The sequence below is a fragment of the Methylomonas aurea genome, assembly GCF_024505045.1.
In the GTDB taxonomy this organism is placed as follows: domain Bacteria; phylum Pseudomonadota; class Gammaproteobacteria; order Methylococcales; family Methylomonadaceae; genus Methylomonas; species Methylomonas aurea.
The window spans coordinates 37,509-56,230 of record NZ_JANIBM010000020.1; the positions used below are offsets into that span (position 1 = coordinate 37,509).

General features: G+C 55.9%; 18 protein-coding genes. 1 reads left to right on the forward strand and 17 read right to left on the reverse strand.

Annotated elements, in window-relative coordinates:
* Window position 1: 1 nt before the first annotated feature.
* From NP603_RS14090 to NP603_RS14150, 13 genes are all read right to left on the reverse strand, one after another.
* Window positions 2-1,387 (reverse strand): cryptochrome/photolyase family protein, encoded by a 1,386-nt coding sequence (locus NP603_RS14090; RefSeq protein ID WP_256611540.1) that lies wholly within the window; start codon window positions 1,385-1,387, stop codon window positions 2-4.
* A 5-nt stretch (window positions 1,388-1,392) separates the two neighbouring features.
* A complete protein-coding gene (locus tag NP603_RS14095; protein WP_256611541.1) occupies window positions 1,393-1,902 on the reverse strand; it encodes a hypothetical protein in 510 nt (169 codons plus the stop codon).
* 20 nt (window positions 1,903-1,922) lie between these two features.
* Window positions 1,923-2,831 carry a TIGR01777 family oxidoreductase gene (locus NP603_RS14100; RefSeq protein ID WP_256611542.1) on the reverse strand — a complete coding sequence of 303 codons (909 nt, stop codon included), beginning with the start codon at window positions 2,829-2,831 and terminating at the stop codon, window positions 1,923-1,925.
* Window positions 2,832-2,870: 39 nt separating this feature from the next.
* Window positions 2,871-3,512, reverse strand: a complete 642-nt coding sequence (gene msrQ / locus NP603_RS14105) for a protein-methionine-sulfoxide reductase heme-binding subunit MsrQ (RefSeq protein WP_256611543.1) — start codon at window positions 3,510-3,512, stop codon at window positions 2,871-2,873.
* Window positions 3,512-4,462, reverse strand: coding sequence for a protein-methionine-sulfoxide reductase catalytic subunit MsrP (gene msrP / locus NP603_RS14110; protein WP_256611544.1), 951 nt, complete (start codon window positions 4,460-4,462; stop codon window positions 3,512-3,514). The genes msrQ and msrP overlap by 1 nt, the downstream gene beginning before the upstream one ends.
* 53 nt (window positions 4,463-4,515) lie before the next feature.
* A complete protein-coding gene (locus NP603_RS14115; protein ID WP_256611545.1) occupies window positions 4,516-5,337 on the reverse strand; it encodes a sterol desaturase family protein in 822 nt (273 codons plus the stop codon).
* Window positions 5,338-5,359: 22 nt separating this feature from the next.
* Complete coding sequence (locus NP603_RS14120; protein ID WP_256611546.1) at window positions 5,360-5,815, reverse strand: PAS domain-containing protein; 456 nt, start codon at window positions 5,813-5,815, stop codon at window positions 5,360-5,362.
* 9 nt (window positions 5,816-5,824) lie between these two features.
* Window positions 5,825-6,322, reverse strand: coding sequence for an SRPBCC family protein (locus NP603_RS14125; protein WP_256611547.1), 498 nt, complete (start codon window positions 6,320-6,322; stop codon window positions 5,825-5,827).
* Window positions 6,323-6,389: 67 nt separating this feature from the next.
* Window positions 6,390-6,815, reverse strand: a complete 426-nt coding sequence (locus NP603_RS14130; RefSeq protein WP_256611548.1) for a hypothetical protein — start codon at window positions 6,813-6,815, stop codon at window positions 6,390-6,392.
* Between the two features lie 68 nt (window positions 6,816-6,883).
* Window positions 6,884-8,791 carry an ATP-dependent zinc metalloprotease FtsH gene (ftsH, locus tag NP603_RS14135; RefSeq protein ID WP_256611549.1) on the reverse strand — a complete coding sequence of 636 codons (1,908 nt, stop codon included), beginning with the start codon at window positions 8,789-8,791 and terminating at the stop codon, window positions 6,884-6,886.
* 15 nt (window positions 8,792-8,806) lie between these two features.
* Window positions 8,807-9,670: a protease modulator HflC gene (gene hflC / locus NP603_RS14140; protein WP_256611550.1), complete on the reverse strand. Its 864-nt coding sequence runs from the start codon at window positions 9,668-9,670 to the stop codon at window positions 8,807-8,809.
* The gene (gene hflK / locus NP603_RS14145; RefSeq protein WP_256611551.1) at window positions 9,667-10,830 is read right to left on the reverse strand and encodes an FtsH protease activity modulator HflK; all 1,164 of its coding nucleotides are present in this window, start codon (window positions 10,828-10,830) and stop codon (window positions 9,667-9,669) included. The genes hflC and hflK overlap by 4 nt, the downstream gene beginning before the upstream one ends.
* Before the next feature lie 50 nt (window positions 10,831-10,880).
* Window positions 10,881-12,110 carry a sigma-70 family RNA polymerase sigma factor gene (locus tag NP603_RS14150; protein WP_256611552.1) on the reverse strand — a complete coding sequence of 410 codons (1,230 nt, stop codon included), beginning with the start codon at window positions 12,108-12,110 and terminating at the stop codon, window positions 10,881-10,883.
* Between the two features lie 90 nt (window positions 12,111-12,200).
* Here NP603_RS14150 and NP603_RS14155 point away from each other — a divergent pair, with 90 nt between their 5' ends.
* Window positions 12,201-13,103, forward strand: coding sequence for a MerR family transcriptional regulator (locus tag NP603_RS14155; RefSeq protein ID WP_256611553.1), 903 nt, complete (start codon window positions 12,201-12,203; stop codon window positions 13,101-13,103).
* Between the two features lie 635 nt (window positions 13,104-13,738).
* Here the strand turns inward: NP603_RS14155 and NP603_RS14160 are convergent.
* The 4 genes from NP603_RS14160 to NP603_RS14175 all read right to left on the reverse strand — a co-directional run bounded on the left by NP603_RS14160 (window position 13,739) and on the right by NP603_RS14175 (window position 18,434).
* Entirely contained in the window at window positions 13,739-14,599 is an 861-nt protein-coding gene (locus tag NP603_RS14160) for a carbon-nitrogen hydrolase family protein (RefSeq protein ID WP_256611554.1), read from the reverse strand.
* Window positions 14,592-15,197, reverse strand: coding sequence for a GNAT family N-acetyltransferase (locus NP603_RS14165; protein ID WP_256611555.1), 606 nt, complete (start codon window positions 15,195-15,197; stop codon window positions 14,592-14,594). Before NP603_RS14165 ends, NP603_RS14160 begins: the two co-directional genes overlap by 8 nt.
* A 253-nt stretch (window positions 15,198-15,450) precedes the next feature.
* The gene (locus tag NP603_RS14170; protein WP_256611556.1) at window positions 15,451-17,661 is read right to left on the reverse strand and encodes a putative bifunctional diguanylate cyclase/phosphodiesterase; all 2,211 of its coding nucleotides are present in this window, start codon (window positions 17,659-17,661) and stop codon (window positions 15,451-15,453) included.
* 2 nt (window positions 17,662-17,663) lie between these two features.
* Window positions 17,664-18,434 carry an oxygen-binding di-iron domain-containing protein gene (locus tag NP603_RS14175; RefSeq protein WP_256611557.1) on the reverse strand — a complete coding sequence of 257 codons (771 nt, stop codon included), beginning with the start codon at window positions 18,432-18,434 and terminating at the stop codon, window positions 17,664-17,666.
* Window positions 18,435-18,722 lie beyond the last annotated feature (288 nt).

The window sequence follows — 18,722 nt, forward strand, 5'->3', positions numbered from 1 at the left end:
TTCAGGTCGGTTGGTTGGAAAGTAAGGTTTGGTACTCGGCTTTGATGCTGCGGCTTTGCTCGGCATGATTCACCCTTGGCGGCGGATAATCGCCGGCCAGCGGCGCCTTTTCCCAGTTGTGGATGGCTTTGGCCGAATAGCGCTGTAACTCCGGCAGCCAGGTCTTGATGTAGCGGCAGTCGGGATCGAACTTTTTTTGTTGCAGCCAGGGATTGAAAATCCTGAAATAGGGTTGGGCGTCGCAGCCGGTTGACGCCGCCCACTGCCAGTTGCCGTTGTTGACGCAGGGATCGTAATCGAGCAGATGTTGGGCGAAGTAACGTTCGCCCCAGCGCCAGGATACATGCAGATCCTTGACCAGGAACGAGGCGACGACCATCCGCAGCCGGTTATGCATCCAGCCGGTCTGGTTCAGCTCCCGCATCGCCGCGTCGACGATGGGAAATCCGGTTTGGCCGTTGGCCCAGGCCCAGAAGTCGTCCTGGGCGTTGCGCCAGCGCAGCCCATCCAGGCGGCGGTCGAAAGCGTGGCCGAATACATGCGGATAATGGTACGCGATGTGGCTGAAAAAATCGCGCCAGTACAATTGTCGCAATAGCGCGTGGTCCGGCCCGAGTTGAACCTGGATAGCCTGATAGGCTTCGCGCACCGAGCAGCAGCCGAACTTCAGATAGGGGGACAAATGGCTGGTGGCGTCGAGCTCCGGAAAATCCCGGGTTTGGCTGTAATCGCGCCGCGCAGCCAACGCCGTTAAGTGTTGTAGGGCCGCCTGGCGGCCACCGGAGAAGGCATTCCGTTGCGGCCGGCTCAAGCTTTGCAGCAATTCCGGCTGGTCGGACTCCACCGCTGTATTGAACAGTCGGCCGCCAGCCAGGCCGTCCGGGGCGGCCACCGGATTTTGCACGGCTTTTTTATAGAAGGCGGTAAACACCTGGTAGGGCAAGCCTTTGTCGGTCAGTACCCGTTCCGGTTCGTTCAATAGCAGGTCGGCATGGCTATGAAAATCCAGCCCCAGTTTTTGGCAGCATTGCTGAATCTCCATGTCGCGCTGGCGGGCGAACGGGGTGTAATCGCGGTTGACGAAGACTGCTTCGATACTGAGTTGCCGTTGCAGGCGTTCGACCACCGCTTCCGGACGCTCGCCGAACAGGTACAACCGGCCGCCTTGCGCCAGACAGCGGGTTTGCAAGTCATGTAGCGACTCCAGCATGAATTGCAGCGCAGGCCGGCTTTGATAAGGGTGGGCCTCGATCTGGCGCGGATCGAAAATGAAGCAGGCCAAGACCCGCTGCGAGTTTTTCAATGCCGCGTTAAATGCGGTGTTGTCTTCCAAACGCAAGTCGCGGCGGAAAACAAATAAAGAAGTTCTGTAGCGCGGTTTGCTCATTTCGATCAGCAGTCGCCCCAATGGATGGTCATCTGTTGGCAGTTGAAGAAAATGTTGGGGTAATACTGGTAAATCACCCAGCGCAACAATAAGTCCAGCAAGGCCGCCACAGTCATTAATCGGGCCAGCACGGCCCAGCGGTGAGAGCCGGTTTTATCCGAGCAGCGCCAGACCGCGCCGGTCCAATAAATCAACGGCATCGCCATGATGATATGCATGGTGACCCAACTGGCGACGGTGAACTCGCCTTCCTGAACTCGATAATCGATCAGAAATAGCACCGCGTTGTACAAGATGAAAAACGGATAGAACGCATCCTGCAAACGCAGGTAACCCAGCCAGCTCCATTGCAGGTAGAAATACAGGCTGGGCGGTTCGCGCTCATCCCATTCTTTGGCCGGTTCCGGTGTCAGGTAATACACCAATGCGCCAAGGCAGACCGCCACCAGCAAAGCTTCGTACCATCTGATGAACGAGGTAAAGGCAAATAACGCGGACAGGCTGTCGATTAACATAGCAATACCGATTTATCGGGTCAGGAGTTGTGCAAAATCGCGTCGAGCGCGGGCCTGAGCTGACTATACTGAAACTGGAAGCCGTGCGCCAACAAGCGCTCCGGTTTCACCCGCTGGCTGCCCAGCACCAAGGCGGACATTTCTCCGAGCAAGAGCTTGAGCAAGAAGGCCGGCAGCGGCAGCAACATCGGTCGGCCCAACACTGCGGCCAAGGTCCGGCTGAACTCGCGGTTAGTGGCCGGCTCCGGCGCCGTGGCGTTGTAGGCGCCGCTCATGGCGGGATCGGCGATCATCGCTTCGGCGGCGGCAAGCCAATCTTCCAGATGAATCCACGACATCCATTGCCGGCCGTCACCCATGCTGCCGCCCAGGCCGAGCCGGAACGCCGGCAACATGCGCTGCAATAAACCGCCGCCGCGCCCTAACACCAGACCGGTGCGGATCAGGCAGACCCGACTGCCGTGGTCGGCCGCGGCCAATGCCGCAGCCTCCCAGTCGGCGCACAATTGTTGGGCGAAATCGGCTTTGGCCGGACTGGCCTCGCTGAGCAAGGTATCGCCTTGGTCGCCGTAGACGCCGATAGCGGAGCCGTTGACCAATACCGGCGCTTTGCTGCCGGCCGCGATCCAGGTTACAAGCTCCCGGGTCAACTCGATCCGGCTGTCGCGCAGTACCTTTTTTCGCGGCTCGGTCCAGTAACGGTCGAAGATGCCCGCACCGGCCAGATTGACCACGGCGTCGAACGCGCCGGCGTCGGGCAGGTCGGCGAAGCGGGTTGCCGCGCCGACGTCGGCGCCGAATTGCTTGCGAATTTTGTCCGCGTCGCGGCCGAATACGGTCACGGCATATTGTTTGGCCGACAGGCGGCGGGCGAGGGCGCTGCCCAAAAAGCCGGTGCCGCCGGTGATCAAGATCGAGGTCGGGTTCATGGTCGGTTCTCCAAAGCTAACGGTAACGGCGAGAGCGGGTCACTCTGCGCGGTCCGGGCTGGCCGCTCGCGGTTTGGCTGTTACGGCTGGCCCATACCTGCGGTTTTTCAGCCATACCAGGCCGCGGAAGCCCATCAACATACCCAGTACCAGCAGGTAGAACAGGGGTTCCGCTAAATTGCCCTTCAACTGCCAAAAGTAATGCAGAATGGCCGCCCCAGCGGCCAGATAGATATAGCGGTGCAGTTTTTTCCAGGATTTGCCCAGCCGTTTCTTCGCGGCCTTGGGCGAGGTTACGGCCAACAGCAGCAGAATCAGGTAAGCCACCAAGCCGAACCACAAATAACTGCTCTGCAGGATATCGAGGGCGATCATCGGCCAAGCCCACGCGTGGTCGGCGCTCAAATAGCCCAGCAGGTGCAGGGTGGCGTAAAAAAACGCGGTCAAGCCGAAAAGTTGGCGGTAGTCGGTCATACCGCGCCATTGGGTCATGGTTTGCACAGGGGTGATGGCTAAGGTGATACATAAAAAGCGTAGCGCCCAGTCGCCGAGAAATATATGCATGGCCTGGATCGGGTTCGATCCGAGATGGTTCAAACCGATGGCGACCAGCAGCCAAAGTAACGGTGCGGTGCAGAAGGCGATGGTAATCGGCCAAAGCCGGCTAATCAGCGCGTCCATCAGAAAAAATGCCTAAGGTTCATGCCGCTATACAGCCCGGCAACCTGTTCGCCGTAACCGTTGAACAGTTCGGTCGGCCGCCGCGGCGTGAAGAAATCTGAGCCCAGGGGGCGCTCGCTGGCCTGGCTCCAGCGCGGATGCGGTACCGCCGGGTTGACGTTGGCGTAGAAGCCGTATTCGTCGGGCGCGTAGCGGTTCCAACTGGTTAACGGCGGCTGCCGGCACAACTCGATTCTGACGATGGCTTTGGCGCTCTTGAAACCGTATTTCCAAGGTACGACCAGCCGCAGCGGCGCGCCGTTCTGTTTGGGCAGCGTCTCGCCGTAAGCGCCGACCGCCAGTATCGTCAGCGGGTGGCCGGCTTCGTCGATACGCAGACCTTCTTCGTAAGGCCAGGCCAGCATGGCTTGTTGTCGCAGCCGCGGCATCGCCTCCGGCTGACTGGCACTGGTGAATTTGACGAATTTGGCCGACGACAGAGGCTGCGCCAGCTTTAACAAATCGCTCAGTGCAAAGCCGACCCAAGGTACGACCATGGACCAGCCTTCCACGCAGCGGAAGCGATACAGGTATTCGCGCAACACGCAGTGTTGCAGCAAATCCTCCAGTCGGTAGCTGGCCGGACGTTCCACCTCGCCGCCGATGACCACCGACCACGGATCGATGCGTAGCCCTTGCGCTAGACGGGTGGCGTCTTCCTTGTTGAAAGCGAATTCGTAATAGTTGGTGTAATTGCCGACCAATTCCGCCGGGGTTGGAGTCAAGACGGGGGTGGGCGGATTGCCCGCGTCCAGGTCCGGCCAAGTGCGGGGGCGGGCGGCAACGCTATCGCTGCCGGCCGCGCCGATGGCCAGCGCCGCCATCGCCTTCAGCAATGTCCGCCGTTGCTTGAACAGTGCAGGGTCGGTAATCTCGCTGCTCGGGATTCGTTTCTGGGTATTGATTAACATATTGGCGACCGGCAGTTGCAGACTGGGGCGTTAAGGCTCCGCGGGGCGCGGTCTCACTTCTTGCCTTTCGGAATCCAACCCAGCAATTGGCGGATTTTCCGTTCGGTGATAAAGGCCAGTGAAAACAACTGGATGAAGTTTTCGGCTTCGATCAGGTCCAGGCCGATGCTGGCCGGGACCAACTCTTTACGGGTGCCGAAGATGCGGTCCCAGACCGCCAGTACGATGCCGTAGTTGCTGTCGTGTTCGCTGCGCAGTTTGGAATGGTGGGTGCGGTGCAACGATGGGGTGATGATGAACTGCGACAGCGCTTCTTCGTTGGGTACCCGGATGTTGGCGTGGTGGAAAAAAATGAAGAACAATTCGACGATTTCGATCGACAGCACCAGGTAGGCGTCGACGCCGAACACGACCACGAACAGGCATTTGTAGCCGATTTCCAACAACAGATCGAACACGTGAAACCGAAAGCCGGTCGATACGTTAAACGACTTGTCGCTGTGGTGAATTTTGTGGAAACGCCACAAATACTCCGATTGGTGGCTGGCGTAGTGCCAGGCGTAAATTGCCAGGTCGAAACAGGCGAATGCCAACAGCCATTTGATAGGCCCGTTCGGCATCGAGCTCAGCAAACCGTAGCCGGCAAACTGTTGGGCGACCAGGAATAAAGACGATGCTCGCAGTACCGTCAGGATCAGGTTATTTACGAGGAACGCCATGGTGTTGGTGACGATGGACTCCTTGTAAACCTTGGGCGGAAAATAGCGGTAAGGCCGTTTCTTCTCCAGCGCCAGCAACAACAAAAAAGCCAGAATCGCCAGGCCGAACAGGGCTTGGTTGAATAATATGCCGTTTTCAGTGCCGATTGCGTTCATGGCGTCACCGCAGGATTGGGTATCATGTTTTGGGCAAGGCGTTCAACAAATTCGTCAAACTCTTGATTTCGTTGTCTGCGTCTACCTGCTGGGTAATGTCGTACTGCACGCCCAGGTAGTAGATGACGCGTTGTTTGCGGTCGAACAACGGTACGATTTTCAACCGGTTGTGAAACAAAGTGCCGTCCTTGCGGTAGTTGCGTAACGTGACCTCCACCGCTTCGTGGCGCTTCATCGCATCGGCGATCTGGAAACGCGCCTCTTGGTTTCGGTCGGAGCCCTGGAGAAATCGGCAGTTGTGGCCGATGATTTCGTCGCGGCTGTATCCGGTCAAACGTTCGAACGCCTTATTGGCGTATATGATCGGCGCGTCTTCCAGGTCGGGGTCGGCGAGCGTCACACCATTCACGCACTCGTCGAGAATGGCAGACAATACTTGCGGAATCAATCCGTTATCTTTTTCAACGACAAAAGCCATAAGTCCCCCCTAAATCTGGGCTGTTGTATTGGATTTGAACGAAATCAGGTTTTTGATCTGCTCTACGGTGTTCTCGGCACCATCTTCGATCGCGCAGCGGATCAGTTTTTCGAACGGCCGCATAAATATTTCCAGTTTCAGAAACTCGAAGCGGAAGGTGAGCCGGGTCGGCGGGTGGCCGCCTTCGGTCTGTAACAGATAACTCTGCCGGTAGGGTTGGGTCAGGCCTTGCACAGCCAGTTTGGTGAGCGGTTGATACTCGGCGATCTCGAATACAGACTCAACTTCTTCGCCGCCATCCTGGCGAGTCTGCTTGGCCTTGGCGCCGACAAAGACTTCTTTGCCGTCCAGCGGTTCGAAATCGACCAGATCGGTTGCCCACTTCGGATAGTTGTCGAAAAACCCCCGGCCGACGAACTCGAATACCTGCTCTAAAGGCTGATCGATTTCGATGCTGGCCTCGGCGGCCACCGGCCTGTTGGCGTCGAACGGTAGTTTGATTTGCATTTGCTGGTCCCCCTGGTTGGCTGCGCACTGAAAGCGCTTGGTAAAGCCGGGCTTCCCGCCCGGACTTCTACGATCGGTGCTGCGGTTCGCGCAAAGCCGCGAATCCGCCAAAGACTAGGTGCGATAGTCCGGAATAAACCAAAAGCCGACGGTAGTTATCGTCCACCTCGATCTGGTTGATCGAGCAGTAAAACTCCAACGCGGCGATCAAAAGCAAAAGAAATATGCCTAGTGCCGCCAAAGCCTCCGGCCGATTGTCCAGTTTGTAAAAACTATAGACGGCAACTTGTATCAAGCATAGGTAAAACATCATCAATCGCATGTTATTGGCCAACGGCCCGTATAAATCGCTGTTATCGGCAAAAAAAAACGGGTTGCCGATTATCGTTGCCACTCCGCTGATCAGTAGCGTTATGACGGCAGCGTTAAAATTGACCTGCAAGATCAACTGCAGCAGATTCAATGTTCTGGATGTAACGGTTAGGTTTTGCATAATGGTAGCCTCTGCAAAAAGATACCCTCCGCGAGTACTGCGTTCGGAGGGTACATAGAGGAGGACTATTAAGAAGCGAGTGCGCTTCCTTGACCGATTTGACCGTCGGTGTCTCCGGAAGATTCCGGCAGATCCGCTACGGCTTCAATGTTGACTTCAGGCTCAGGTTGCGGAGGAGCAATCATGCGGCCCTGCATCAATTCGTCGATTTGGAATTTATCGATGGTCTCCCAGTCCATCAGGGCTTGCGCCATGTTGTGCAGGATCTCGATGTTTTCCTTCAGGATGTTCTCGGCGCGTTTGTAATTGCTGTCGATCACATGCCTGATTTCTTCGTCTATGGTTTGTGCCATTTTTTCCGACATCGGCTTGGCTTGCGGCCCCATGTAGCCGCCTTCGCTGTCGCCGTAGTCCATCGGACCCAGCCGCTCAGATAAGCCCCATTTTGTCACCATGTTGCGAGCCAATTGGGTGGCACGCATGATGTCGTTGGAGGCGCCGGTGGTGACCTTGTTCTTACCGTAGATCAGCTCTTCCGCGACCCGGCCGCCGAACAAGCTGGCGATTTGGCTTTCCAATTTGTCTTTGGAGGCACTGTACTGGTCGCGCTCCGGCAGGAACATGGTGATACCCAAAGCGCCGCCGCGCGGCATGATGCTGACCTTATAAACCGGGTCGTGCTCCGGCACCTTGCGGCCGACGATGGCGTGTCCGGCTTCGTGGTAGGCGGTCATCAACAGATCTTCTTTGGACATGATCATCGTGCGTTTTTCGGCGCCCATGATCATTTTGTCGCGAGCTTTGTCCAGGTCGTTCATGGTCACGACTTTCTTGTTATTGCGTGCCGCGAACAAGGCGCCTTCGTTGATCAGATTCGCCAGTTCGGCGCCGGAGAAACCTGGCGTGCCGCGGGCCAAATCGTTCAAATTGACGTCTTCGGCCAAAGGCACCCGGTCGCCGTGTACTTTCAGGATTTGCTCGCGGCCTTTAATGTCGGGTAGGCCGACTTGCACTTGGCGGTCGAAACGGCCAGGTCTTAGTAAAGCTTTATCCAAAATGTCGGAGCGGTTGGTGGCGGCGATGACAATGATGCCTTCGCTGCCGCTGAAGCCGTCCATTTCCACCAGCAACTGGTTCAAAGTTTGTTCGCGTTCCTCGTTGCCGCCGCCCATGCCGGCGCCGCCGCGTTGGCGGCCGACTGCGTCGATCTCGTCGATGAAGATGATGCAAGGCGCTCGTTTTTTGGCTTCGGTGAACATGTCCCGTACCCTTGCAGCACCGACGCCGACGAACATTTCCACGAAATCGGAACCGGAGATCGAGAAGAACGGTACGCCTGCCTCGCCGGCGATCGCTTTGGCTAGCAGGGTTTTACCGGTACCCGGAGGGCCGACCATCAATACGCCGCGCGGGATTTTGCCGCCCAGAGCTTCGTATTTGCCGGGATCGCGCAGGAAGTCCACCATCTCCACCACGTCGTGCTTGGCTTCTTCGCAGCCGGCGACGTCTTTGAAGCGGATTTTGATCTGGTCCTCGGCCATCAATTTGGCCCGGCTCTTACCGAAACCCATCTGGCCGTCGCGGCCGCCCATGGCCGCGGCCTGCTTACGCATGAAGTAGACCAGCACGGCGATCAGTAGCAGGGTAGGAGCCCAAGAGATGAAAATTTGCATCAGCGTCGACGGCTGTTGCGGTTTTTCCACCTTGATTTTTACGCCGTATTCCAGCAACTCGTCGATCATGCGCGAGTCGTTGGGATTGTAGGTCGAGAAACGGGTGCCGTTCGGCCGGCGGCCGTCGACGTAATTGCCGTCGATCACGACTTCTTCCACCGCCTTGTTGCGCACGTCTTCGATAAAGTCCGAGTACGAGATTTCGTAGTGCGGGTCGTATTGCGGCATGCTGCGGTTGAAGATGGCCGACACGATCAAGGCGACCGCCGCGAAAATCGTCAGAACAATGAAATACTTTTTCATGATTTTGCTCCGGCCTTATTTCTCGCTGGAGAAATATTTGAAGAAGTCCGAATTCGGTTTCAACACCAGGGTGTCCTGAGTTTTTTCGAACGAGGTTTGGTAAGCCTGCAAGCTGCGGTAAAAGGCATAAAACTCGGGATTTTTGCCGAAGCTTTTCGCATAGATCTCGGCCGACTGCGCATCGCCCCGACCGCGGATATTTTCGGCATCGCGCTGGGCGTTGGCGACGATCACGTGTTTCTGTTTATCGGCCTCGGCGCTGATCTGCTCGGCGCTTTCCGCACCTTGCGAGCGGAATTCGCGGGCAACGCGTTCCCGCTCGGCGCGCATGCGCTGAAATACCGAGCTACTGACTTCCTGCGGCAGGTCGATGCGTTTGATGCGGATATCGATCAGCTCGATGCCGAATTTCTGGGCGGTCGGCGACAGCTTGGCCAACAGCGTTTCGCGCAGTTCGCTACGGTCTTCCGAGATCAGTTGCTTAATGGTGCGCACGCCGAATTCGCTGCGCATCGCGTCTTTCATGATTTGGTCGAGGCGTAAATTGGCCTGGAATTCGTCGCCGCCGACCGTGGTGTAAAAGAGGCCCACATCACCTATCCGCCATTTGGCGAACGAATCGACAATAACGTTCTTCTTTTCGGAGGTAAGAAAACGCTCGGACTTGGCGTCCAAGGTCAGCACGCGCGCATCAAACGTACTGACATTATTGATGAGGGGGGCCTTAAAATGGAGTCCGGGCTTGTAGTCGGATTCGACCATTTCGCCGAGACGAAACAGGATGGCTTTCTCGTGTTCTTTGACGTAAAAAACCGACATGTAACCGAGTACCAACAGGGACAAACCGGCTGGAATCAAAATTTGGGTTTTGCTGTTCATTGTTTGCTCCTGCTTGGGCGTAATTCGTTGCCGGAGGTTTTACGCATGCCGTTCTTGTCGGCGGTGTGCGGTTCGCTTACCGGTTCCGCTTCGTTACTGCCGACCGGGTTGGCGCCATGTTGCTGCAACGTCTGCGGCATCGGCATGTACAGCATCGGATTGGTTTGGTCCGCTTCCAGCATTACCTTGTTGGTGCTGCTATACAATTTTTCCTTGGCTTCCAGGTACAGGCGTTTGCGGGTGATAGCCGGGCTCTTCTCGTATTCCACCAGCAGTTGGTCGAAGCGCTCGGTTTCGCCTTTGGCTTTGGCGATTTTTTCGGCTTCGTAGGCTTCGGCTTCCTGGATGATCCGGGAGGCGGCGCCGCGGGCTTTCGGAATCACTTCGTTGGCGTAGGCTTCGGCTTCATTGATCAGGCGTTGTTTATCCTCGCGGGCACGAATCGCATCCTCGAATGCGCCTTGCACTTCCTCCGGCGGCTGAGCATCCTGCAGGTTGACGCTGGCGATGCTGATACCGGTTTTATATTCGTCCATGCCGGCCTGGATCTGCTCCTTGATTTCGGCGACGATCTGGCTACGGCCCTCGGTTAACACAAAGTCCATGTTATTGCGGCCGATCACAGCGCGTTCGACGCTTTCGGTCAGTTGTTTCAACGTGTTTTCGTTGTTTTTCACGTTGAACAGATAGTCCCTGGCGTTATTGATTTGGTACTGTACGGCCAGCCGCACCGCGATGATGTTTTCGTCGGCGGTCAACATTAACGATTCTTGCGGAATCATCGACGATTTGTTGACGCGGCTACTGTCTGTGTAACCCACTTCGATGAAACGTTGTTGCTCGACGTTGACGATGGCGACGTTCTCAAACGGCACCGGAATGTGCCAGTTCGGGCCCGGCATCGTGGTTTCCGAGTAGGCGCCGAAGCGGGTTACCACGCCGCGGTTGCCCTGGTCGACGATATAAAAACCGCTGGCGAGCCACACGACCGCGAGGGTGCCGCCCACGGCAGACGCCACCTTACCGGCGGAAAACATGCTTTTGTGGCCGTTAAAAAAATCGCCGGTCTTTTCCGATACCTGCTTCCAATACTTGTCTATCTCCAGCCTCCAATCGGGCTGCGGCGTCTGCTTACTGGTGTTGTGTTTTTCTGATGACATAATCACTCCTCTTGTAGTGTTAGCCTGACCTGGGTCATTGATTGTTATTGTTAGCCGTCCTTGGGTTCGAGAAATAGCATAAGGTCAAAGCCGAACTGTTGTTTCAATTTTTTTAACGCCTCGTTCTGGATTTGCCGGACTCGTTCCCGAGTAACATGCAGTTGGTCGGCAACGGCTTGCAGGGTCATTTCCGTATGGTCGCGCAAGCCGAAGCGCATCGTCAGAATCGCTGCCTGTTTTTCCGGTAACGATGCCACCGCTTTGTCGACGTATTGAGCTAGATCGTTGTCGATTAGTTCATCGAGCGGCAGACTGAACTGGTGCTGTTGCATTTTCGCCATCAGATCCAGCCCGTCGTCTTCGTCGCCGATAGTGGCGTCCAGGGAGTGTGTCGATTGGTAGTAACTGCTGATGGTTTTGATCTCTTGTTCGGTCAGATCGCAGCAGGCTTTCAATTCCGCAACGCTGGGCCAGCGCTCGGTTTTCAGGTAGCAAATACGCATGGCCTCGAACACTACCGAGGCTTTTTCCGCCAGAGCAACTGGTAAGCGCACGATTTTTTCCTGTTTGACGATCAGGCGGGATATGGCCTGTTTGATCCAGTAAATGGCGTAGGTCGAAAAGCAGATGCCGCGCTCGGCATCGAATCGGTCCACCGCCTTTATTAAACCTACCAAGCCTTCCTGCATCAGGTCGTCGAAGCTCAGGTTATTGGTTTTGTACTTATGTGCCACAAATGCAACCAATCCGGTGTTGGCCGAAATGGTCTGTTGGCGGATGTTCTTCAATTCCCGAAGCGCCGCCTTCAGTTCGGCTTTGTAGTCGTCTAGGTTGGCTGTTTCGGCCGGCAGGCTTTTCACGATTTCGCCGGCGGTATCCATCAGGAATACCGGCAGCAAATGCAGGCTGTACAACAACTGGTTTACCGTGCGCCGGTGCGGGTCCAAAAGCTGTACAATGTTTTGCGCTTGTACAACTTCATCCGCCACTTCTCCAGGCAGCAACGGAACGTGTACAGCGATTTCCTGCTTGTACAACAATTCGATCAGGCGTTTGGCTTCGTCCGAGTTTTTGGCGATCATCAGCTCGGAACAATCGATGCCGCGCTGCAGTTCGTTCAACAAACGCTTGGCAACCAACGGGCTAACTTGCTGATTATCAAGCAATAACTGGTTAAGGCGGCTGCGGGCCTGCTCCATGCGCACGCTCAATGTGGCGGGCTCGGCATCCACGATAGTAACTGTCTCGCTAGCAAAGGATAGTGCGGCTGTATTAGACATGATCTTTTCGCTCTTCGAATAAGTTGTTGGCAATTACGTTACTAGATTGTAGAATGTTTGTCAAAATAAAATATGTACAAAACGTGAACAATGTACTCAATTAAAGCCATTACATCGTTAACGGGTTTGACACCGGAAACGTTAAGAGCCTGGGAACGCCGTTACGCCTGCGTGACGCCGGCGCGTAACGACACCGGCAGGCGTTTCTATTCGCAGCAGGATCTGGACAAATTGACGCTGCTGGTCAACTTAACCGGGCAGGGGCACTCGATCGGCAAGTTGGCCGGCTTGAGTTGGCAGCAACTCAACGAACTGCAAAACCAATCTGCTGCACAGCAACGGCCCGAACCGGCGCCGTTTCTGGAGCAAATCGCCGATGCTCTGCGCGAGTACCGCATCGAACGTTGCGAGCAGTTGTTGAAGAAGGCGCTGTTGGTCAACGAGCCGTTGGACTATGCCCGCGACGTTTTGTTGCCGGCGATGCAGAAAGTGGGGAATTTATGGCACCAAGGCAAAATCAATATTGCCCAGGAGCATATGTTCTCGTCTTGCGTGAAACGTATCGTGCTGAGTATGGTGAACAACTTGCACCGCCATTCGCGCAACAATCCGGCCATCATGCTGGCAACTCCCAGCGGCGAGCCGCACGAATTCGGTATTTTGGTCAGTTGTTTGGTCGCTGCGGCGCAGAACTACAATTGTTATTACCTAGGCGCCGATTTGCCGGCGGAAGACATACTCGAAGCAGCGCGTCACTTGGCGCCTGATTTGTTGGTGATCGGGATGGTGAAAACTCCGCCGGAAACGGTCACCGTCGAGCATCTGCATCGGTTGCTGGAGGGGGCCCAGCAGAATGATTTGCAGGTGTGGCTGGGCGGCGCCGGGGCTTTGTATTTAAAGGGTGACGGCGACGCGTTGATCGGCACTGTCGAGGTCGTTGTCGATATCGACCAGTTCAATGCCAAAATCCGGCAGCAAAGGATTTCGCACTGAGGCGGCGGAGTAGGAAGGGTCGATTAGGCCGATCTCCAAATCGAAAAAGGCTGATTAATACCCGCGAGACGGTTGCTGCGCCGGTAGCGGCGATGTCGAAAAAATCGCCCATATGCGTGACTGCAATGACTGGAGCGAGTGCATTTGATGGCTACGCGACGACAAGGATAGCCGGCCGATCGCGCCGAAAACACCGTTTTCACAATCCAACGAAAACCGCAAGCGGCCAATGTTGCGGGTGTCAAAACCCTATTTGGCCGGCTCGCCGCGGTTTGCCATGCCGGCGTCCGGCCACCATTGACTGATGTGCACTGCAATGGGAGGGACTTGTCTCGTCCCGAGGCGTCTTTGTTTGGGCCAGTTTTTGCCTTAACCGTGAAGACGGGGGCGATTACAACAAAATCAGTCGCGTACTCAAAACCAGTGGCTGGTTATTGATCGTTTTCGGTTGATTGCAATCCGCAAAACCGGCCTTTTTCTTTCATCGCCAAATGCATTAACACCGGTTTGCATCCTTTTTGCGTCGGCGTATAGCTGGTTCAGATGCGACTCAAGTTACGGAGGAATGTTTGCCATCCTCCCGCTGAAGCGACAATGGCGCGCCGGCATCGCGCCGTTGCCTGATGGGAACGGTTTTAGCGGCAATCGAACTGTTTCGGCCAGTCGCGGTAATTGAACACCTGGCCGACGTTGCGCACGGTTTCCACCGAGGCCAGGTCGAGGTCGGCGTAGACCCATTGTGCTTTGTTGTATTCGCCGATCGCTAAAATGCCGTCGTTCGGGAAGCCCCGGTCCACCGGCGTGTAGATCGCCGCGGCGCCGCAGTTGACATCGACCGCTTCCGACCATTCCGCATTGCCGACCAGCGAGGCCTGTACCACGTAGCATTGGTTTTCCAGTGCGCGGGCCTGGCAGCCGATTCGGACCCGGTAATAGCCGGCCTCGGTATCGGTACAGCTCGGCACCAGAATCAAGGTGGCGCCGCGTTCGGTTTGCTGGCGGGCATAGTGCGGGAATTCGCTGTCGTAGCAGATGTTGATCGCAACCTTGCCGAATACGGTATCGAATACCTTAATTTCCAGGCCGCGGGAAATATGCCATTGCTCGTTTTCGAAGCGGGTCATCGTCAATTTTTCCTGAAAATCGACGTCGCCTTGCGGGGTGAAGAAATAAGCGTGGTTGCGGAACTCGCCGTTGTCGTGTTTGACCGGAAAAGTGCCGGCCTGAATGTAAACCCGGTGTTGCGCGGCCAGGGATTTGAACAAGTCCAGGTACTGCGGCAACAAGCTTTGCAGGGCTTCCAACTGGCCCGACAAAGACTGGTAGATTTCCGGCGGGAACAGCGAGGCCAATTCCATGCAGGCGTATTCCGGGAACAGCAGGATATCGGCCTGGTTATCGGCGGCTTCCTTGACCCAGCGGCGGGCCTTGGCTTCGAAGTTTTCCCAGGTTTCCAGGAAGCCGATATCGTATTGGGCGCTGGCGACTTTAGGCATTGCCTTCCTCCTTCAACCAAAATGTCATCGGCTTGGGCGTTTCTGCTTCATCGTCCAGATCCTTCCAGGAGTAGGTGGTCTTCAGCTCCGGATGCTTGAAATAGCTGCGTTTGTTCCAGAACGCGTCCAGCGGCACGTAGTCGGCCGGCCGGCGCGGATGGTCGATTGGGCGCTCGACGCAGCAGAAGGTGATGTGTTTGAAGCCGCCCAGGTCTGCCGCGTGGGCTTCGCGCTGTTCGAAGAACTTCACACCGATACCCAAGCCGCGGTAGGCTTTGTTCAATACCGATTCGCCACAATAAAATACCTCGTCCGGGTTGTAGCCGTGTTCGACGAACGGCTTTTTGACCTCGTCGGTTTCGTATTTCAGCGGGATCGCAGTCGAAGCGCCGATGATCTTGTCGCCGTCGAAGGCCAGCACAATTACGCTGTCCGGGCAGTCGATGTAGGTTTGCAGGTATTTTTTCTCGTACTCGTAATCGCCGTCGTACAGGTAAGGAAAATCGCGGAATACTTCGATGCGCAGGCGCGCCAATTCCGGGATGTATTGAACCAAGGCTTCGCCGCTGAGGCGCTGGATGCGGATATCTTTGCTCATGTGGATATGCGGTTGGGTTGAAACAAAACGCAACCGGACCGGGCGGCCGGTTGTAGGGCGCTATTGTATTGCAGGCAGGGTCGGGTTGCCTATGCAAAGCTGAGCTTGCGGAAAGCGCCCGATCCTCGTGGGCGGATAACGGTGGCGTCGGGGCTGGTCGATTGGCGAGGCCGTGCAGCGATTGGGCGGTGCCGGCGCGACGCCAACTGCGGGCTAAGCCGCCACGGGCGTTGCCGCAGCAATTGGCGGGAAGCTAAGGCAGCGAACTCTTGGGTATGCCCAAATAGAAGCCTTGAGCGTAATCGATGCCGATGTCCTGTAAAACCGCCAGAATTTCGGCCGACTCGACATATTCGCCGATGGTCAAAGTTCCCAAGTCCCGGCACAGGCGCGACAGATTGGATACCAAGGCCAGATCGATTTTGGAGTCGACAATGTTGCGGACGAAAGCGCCGTCGATTTTGACGTATTCGAAATGTAATTCCCGCAGGTAGTGGAAAGAGTTATAGCCGCTGCCGAAATCGTCCAATGCGAAGGCAAAACCTTGTTTGCGCAGATTCGCCAGAAACTTGCCCATGTGGCTCATGTCGCCGATCGCATCGCGCTCCAGAATTTCGAAAACGATGCTACTGGGCGGAACGCCAAGGCGTTCGCAGAGCTGCTCGGCAAAGCCGAGAATGCCGCGCCCCTGAATTTCCTGGGCGGACAGATTGATGAACAGCCGTTGCGGCGCGCCGTGCAGGATGATGTTGGCTTTGTTGGCTTCGATCACTTTACGGACGATGATCCGGTCCAGTTCCCGGCTAAGGCCGTATTTCTCGATCGTTTCGATAAACGTACCCGCGGCTACGGTGGTCTGGTCGGCTCTGAACAGTCGCGCGACCGACTCGTAAGCGAAAATTTCTCCGGTCTTGCAATCTACGATAGGCTGGAAATAGGGTTGGAATCGGTCTTCGGTTAAGGCTTGGCGCAGTTCTTCGACAAAACTGCGGCTGTCTTGCAGCGCTTGCGGGGTGTTGGCGTCGGCATCGAACACGCATACTTCGTTTTTACCTAACTGCTTGGCCCGGTAAAGCGCAATATCGACACCGCTCATCAGATCCGACACGCTTTGTGCGTCTCTGGGGTAACAAATGACTCCGACCGAGGTACTGACATGAAAGGTTTTGCCGTCCGGGGTTTCGAAACTCATGCCGTGCAGGCCGCTCCTGATCGATTCGGCGACGTCTTTGGCGCCTTGCAACGGGGTTTCCGGCAAGATGATGGCGAATTCGTCGCCGCCCATGCGCACCGGGATATCGCCTTTTCGCAGCCGGCTGCTGATGGTCGCGGCGATTTTGATCAACACGCTGTCGCCGACCGGATGACCGTAGGAATCGTTGATGTCCTTGAAGTCATCCAAATCCAGCAACAAAACCGAGAATTCGTGGTTGTGCCGTTCGGAACGCGGAATTTCGTATTCCAGCATATCGTTGAAATAGCGCCGGTTGTGGATGCCGGTCAGCGGGTCGTGGGTCGAATAGTATTCCAGCTCGGACAGAGTCCGGCTCAGCACCTTGCTGGAACCGACGATCATGACCATGACCGACAGCAGCGAGCGGATGATGCTCTGTTCCTGGTGGCTCAAAGGCACCACGGAAGCGAAGGCCACGCCCAGCAAGCCGGCGAGTCCCGGAGTATGTTCAGGGACCGCGACCGAAATCAGCTTGACCTCTTCGATCGTCAGCAATTTGCTGTTTTTGGCCGGAATGGTGAATTCCTCGATATTCAGTGGAGCATCGTCCGGCAAGGCCAGTTGCATCAACAAATCCTTGGTGGTCTTGCTGCGCACCATGCCGCGAATCTCGTCGCTGTAATCGCCCATATAGTAGAAGTAAAGCGATAGCTCGTTTTGTTCGGCAAAGGCGATGAAAAAGAAATTGAACGGAAATATCGAGTGGAAGCCGCTCAGTATTTGCTGCACAAACTCCTTCCACTGCGACACCTTTTCGTGGGACAGGATAATGTTTTCGAGCACGCTGCTTTGGCGCTCGAACAAATCTTTTTCTACCAAGACCGACGCCAGATACTGGGTAGTGGCGTTGAAATCGTCGATGACGCGCTGCAATTGCGCGCCGTTTTTTCGCCATTGCCGCTGCCGTTCGTTGGTTAATTTGACGAATGCCTGGTCCAGGTTTGCGCATCTCGACAATGTGGTCTGCAGCAACCGGCTCATGGCGCCTTGGTCGCCGACCAAATCCAGACTGGCGCGGATCTCGGCAAGCATTGCGCCGTGTTCGCGCAGGATTTGATTGCTGATGCTGCTGGCGAAAATGCGGGTCCGGGTCTGGCTTTCCAGCAAAGCGGTAAGTTCGGCGATCACCAGCTTGCGCAGTTGTTGCATGTCCTGCGGAAACCGATCCTGCTCGGTTCCAGCGCGCGTCGGGTACGCTAGCGGGCCGGCGGCTTGTCCGGAACGGAGCATGGCTATTTCTCCCTGCGGAAATAACCGCTTTTTTCCATCAAATCGATACCGCATTCCAGTTGTCGAAACCATTCCAGAAACTCCATCACTGCCCGGCCCCGGTAGATCGGACCGTGCTGCGGTGCGATCATGGCGATATCCAGTGCCGAAACCGCGTCGACCCATAACCGCGCCGCCTTGTTCGAACCCATGTAGCGGCGGTGGAAGGCGTCGATATAGGGCAGATGTGCCGCAAAGTCGTCGACGAATTCGTATTCGATCTCGGCCGGCAGCATCGCCGCCCCGATATCGCCGGTAAACAGGATTTTCGAAACCGGATCGTAGACGTTGATCTGGCCTTCTGAATGCAGAAAATGCGCCGGCAGCAGTTGCAAAGTAAATCCGGGGGCAATCTCGCAGTCCATGCCGCAATCCGGCACACCGACGAATTGGGTCATGTCGGTAATACCGTAATGCGGCAGAAACCGCAGCCAGATACTGGAGACATAAATCGGCACCTGTATCAACTCAATCCAGGTGGCGAGGCCGCCGACGATGTCCGGATCTTGGTGAGCCAATACGATGGCTTTGATCCGGTCGGTCCGGATATGGTGCAACAGCTCGGTCAAGACGCTGGGCATGACGCCGAATCCGCCCGGATCAAGCAGTACGCCGTCGCCGTTATGCATGGCTAAAAACTGGTTGGAGCGGATGCCTTCTTCCTCGCCCGGCTCGCTCTCGTTCAATAGAACGAATTTGTGCTGCTTGTCGTTGAATAAAACGATGTTTCTCATAAACGGCATCTCTTAATTGTTCTTCTTGTTCCAGATGGACGGGGCAGGGACTTATACACCAAAAGACCTAGTGCTTCAGGGGGAATTACGCTTAGTTTGAAATATATCGCAAGATTACCGGCGAAAATCATTCGCTATTTGGTGATTTTGCCGGGCTGTTCTCGGCAGAAGCGGGGCAACTCGGCTGTGGCTCTATGATGGAACAATAATGATTGGCGACTATTCGGGTTATACCCTAAGTCGCCGATATCCGCGGTCCTGGCATCGACGTGCCGAGAGTTGTTAGTT

Bases quoted from the DNA above. Each gene is read 5' to 3' on its own strand.
- NP603_RS14090 (WP_256611540.1), bottom strand. From the start codon at position 1,387: ATGAGCAAACCGCGCTACAGAACTTCTTTATTTGTTTTCCGCCGCGAC.
- NP603_RS14095 (WP_256611541.1), bottom strand. From the start codon at position 1,902: ATGTTAATCGACAGCCTGTCCGCGTTATTTGCCTTTACCTCGTTCATC.
- NP603_RS14100 (WP_256611542.1), bottom strand. From the start codon at position 2,831: ATGAACCCGACCTCGATCTTGATCACCGGCGGCACCGGCTTTTTGGGC.
- msrQ (WP_256611543.1), bottom strand. From the start codon at position 3,512: ATGGACGCGCTGATTAGCCGGCTTTGGCCGATTACCATCGCCTTCTGC.
- msrP (WP_256611544.1), bottom strand. From the start codon at position 4,462: ATGTTAATCAATACCCAGAAACGAATCCCGAGCAGCGAGATTACCGAC.
- NP603_RS14115 (WP_256611545.1), bottom strand. From the start codon at position 5,337: ATGAACGCAATCGGCACTGAAAACGGCATATTATTCAACCAAGCCCTG.
- NP603_RS14120 (WP_256611546.1), bottom strand. From the start codon at position 5,815: ATGGCTTTTGTCGTTGAAAAAGATAACGGATTGATTCCGCAAGTATTG.
- NP603_RS14125 (WP_256611547.1), bottom strand. From the start codon at position 6,322: ATGCAAATCAAACTACCGTTCGACGCCAACAGGCCGGTGGCCGCCGAG.
- NP603_RS14130 (WP_256611548.1), bottom strand. From the start codon at position 6,815: ATGCAAAACCTAACCGTTACATCCAGAACATTGAATCTGCTGCAGTTG.
- ftsH (WP_256611549.1), bottom strand. From the start codon at position 8,791: ATGAAAAAGTATTTCATTGTTCTGACGATTTTCGCGGCGGTCGCCTTG.
- hflC (WP_256611550.1), bottom strand. From the start codon at position 9,670: ATGAACAGCAAAACCCAAATTTTGATTCCAGCCGGTTTGTCCCTGTTG.
- hflK (WP_256611551.1), bottom strand. From the start codon at position 10,830: ATGTCATCAGAAAAACACAACACCAGTAAGCAGACGCCGCAGCCCGAT.
- NP603_RS14150 (WP_256611552.1), bottom strand. From the start codon at position 12,110: ATGTCTAATACAGCCGCACTATCCTTTGCTAGCGAGACAGTTACTATC.
- NP603_RS14155 (WP_256611553.1), top strand. From the start codon at position 12,201: ATGTACTCAATTAAAGCCATTACATCGTTAACGGGTTTGACACCGGAA.
- NP603_RS14160 (WP_256611554.1), bottom strand. From the start codon at position 14,599: ATGCCTAAAGTCGCCAGCGCCCAATACGATATCGGCTTCCTGGAAACC.
- NP603_RS14165 (WP_256611555.1), bottom strand. From the start codon at position 15,197: ATGAGCAAAGATATCCGCATCCAGCGCCTCAGCGGCGAAGCCTTGGTT.
- NP603_RS14170 (WP_256611556.1), bottom strand. From the start codon at position 17,661: ATGCTCCGTTCCGGACAAGCCGCCGGCCCGCTAGCGTACCCGACGCGC.
- NP603_RS14175 (WP_256611557.1), bottom strand. From the start codon at position 18,434: ATGAGAAACATCGTTTTATTCAACGACAAGCAGCACAAATTCGTTCTA.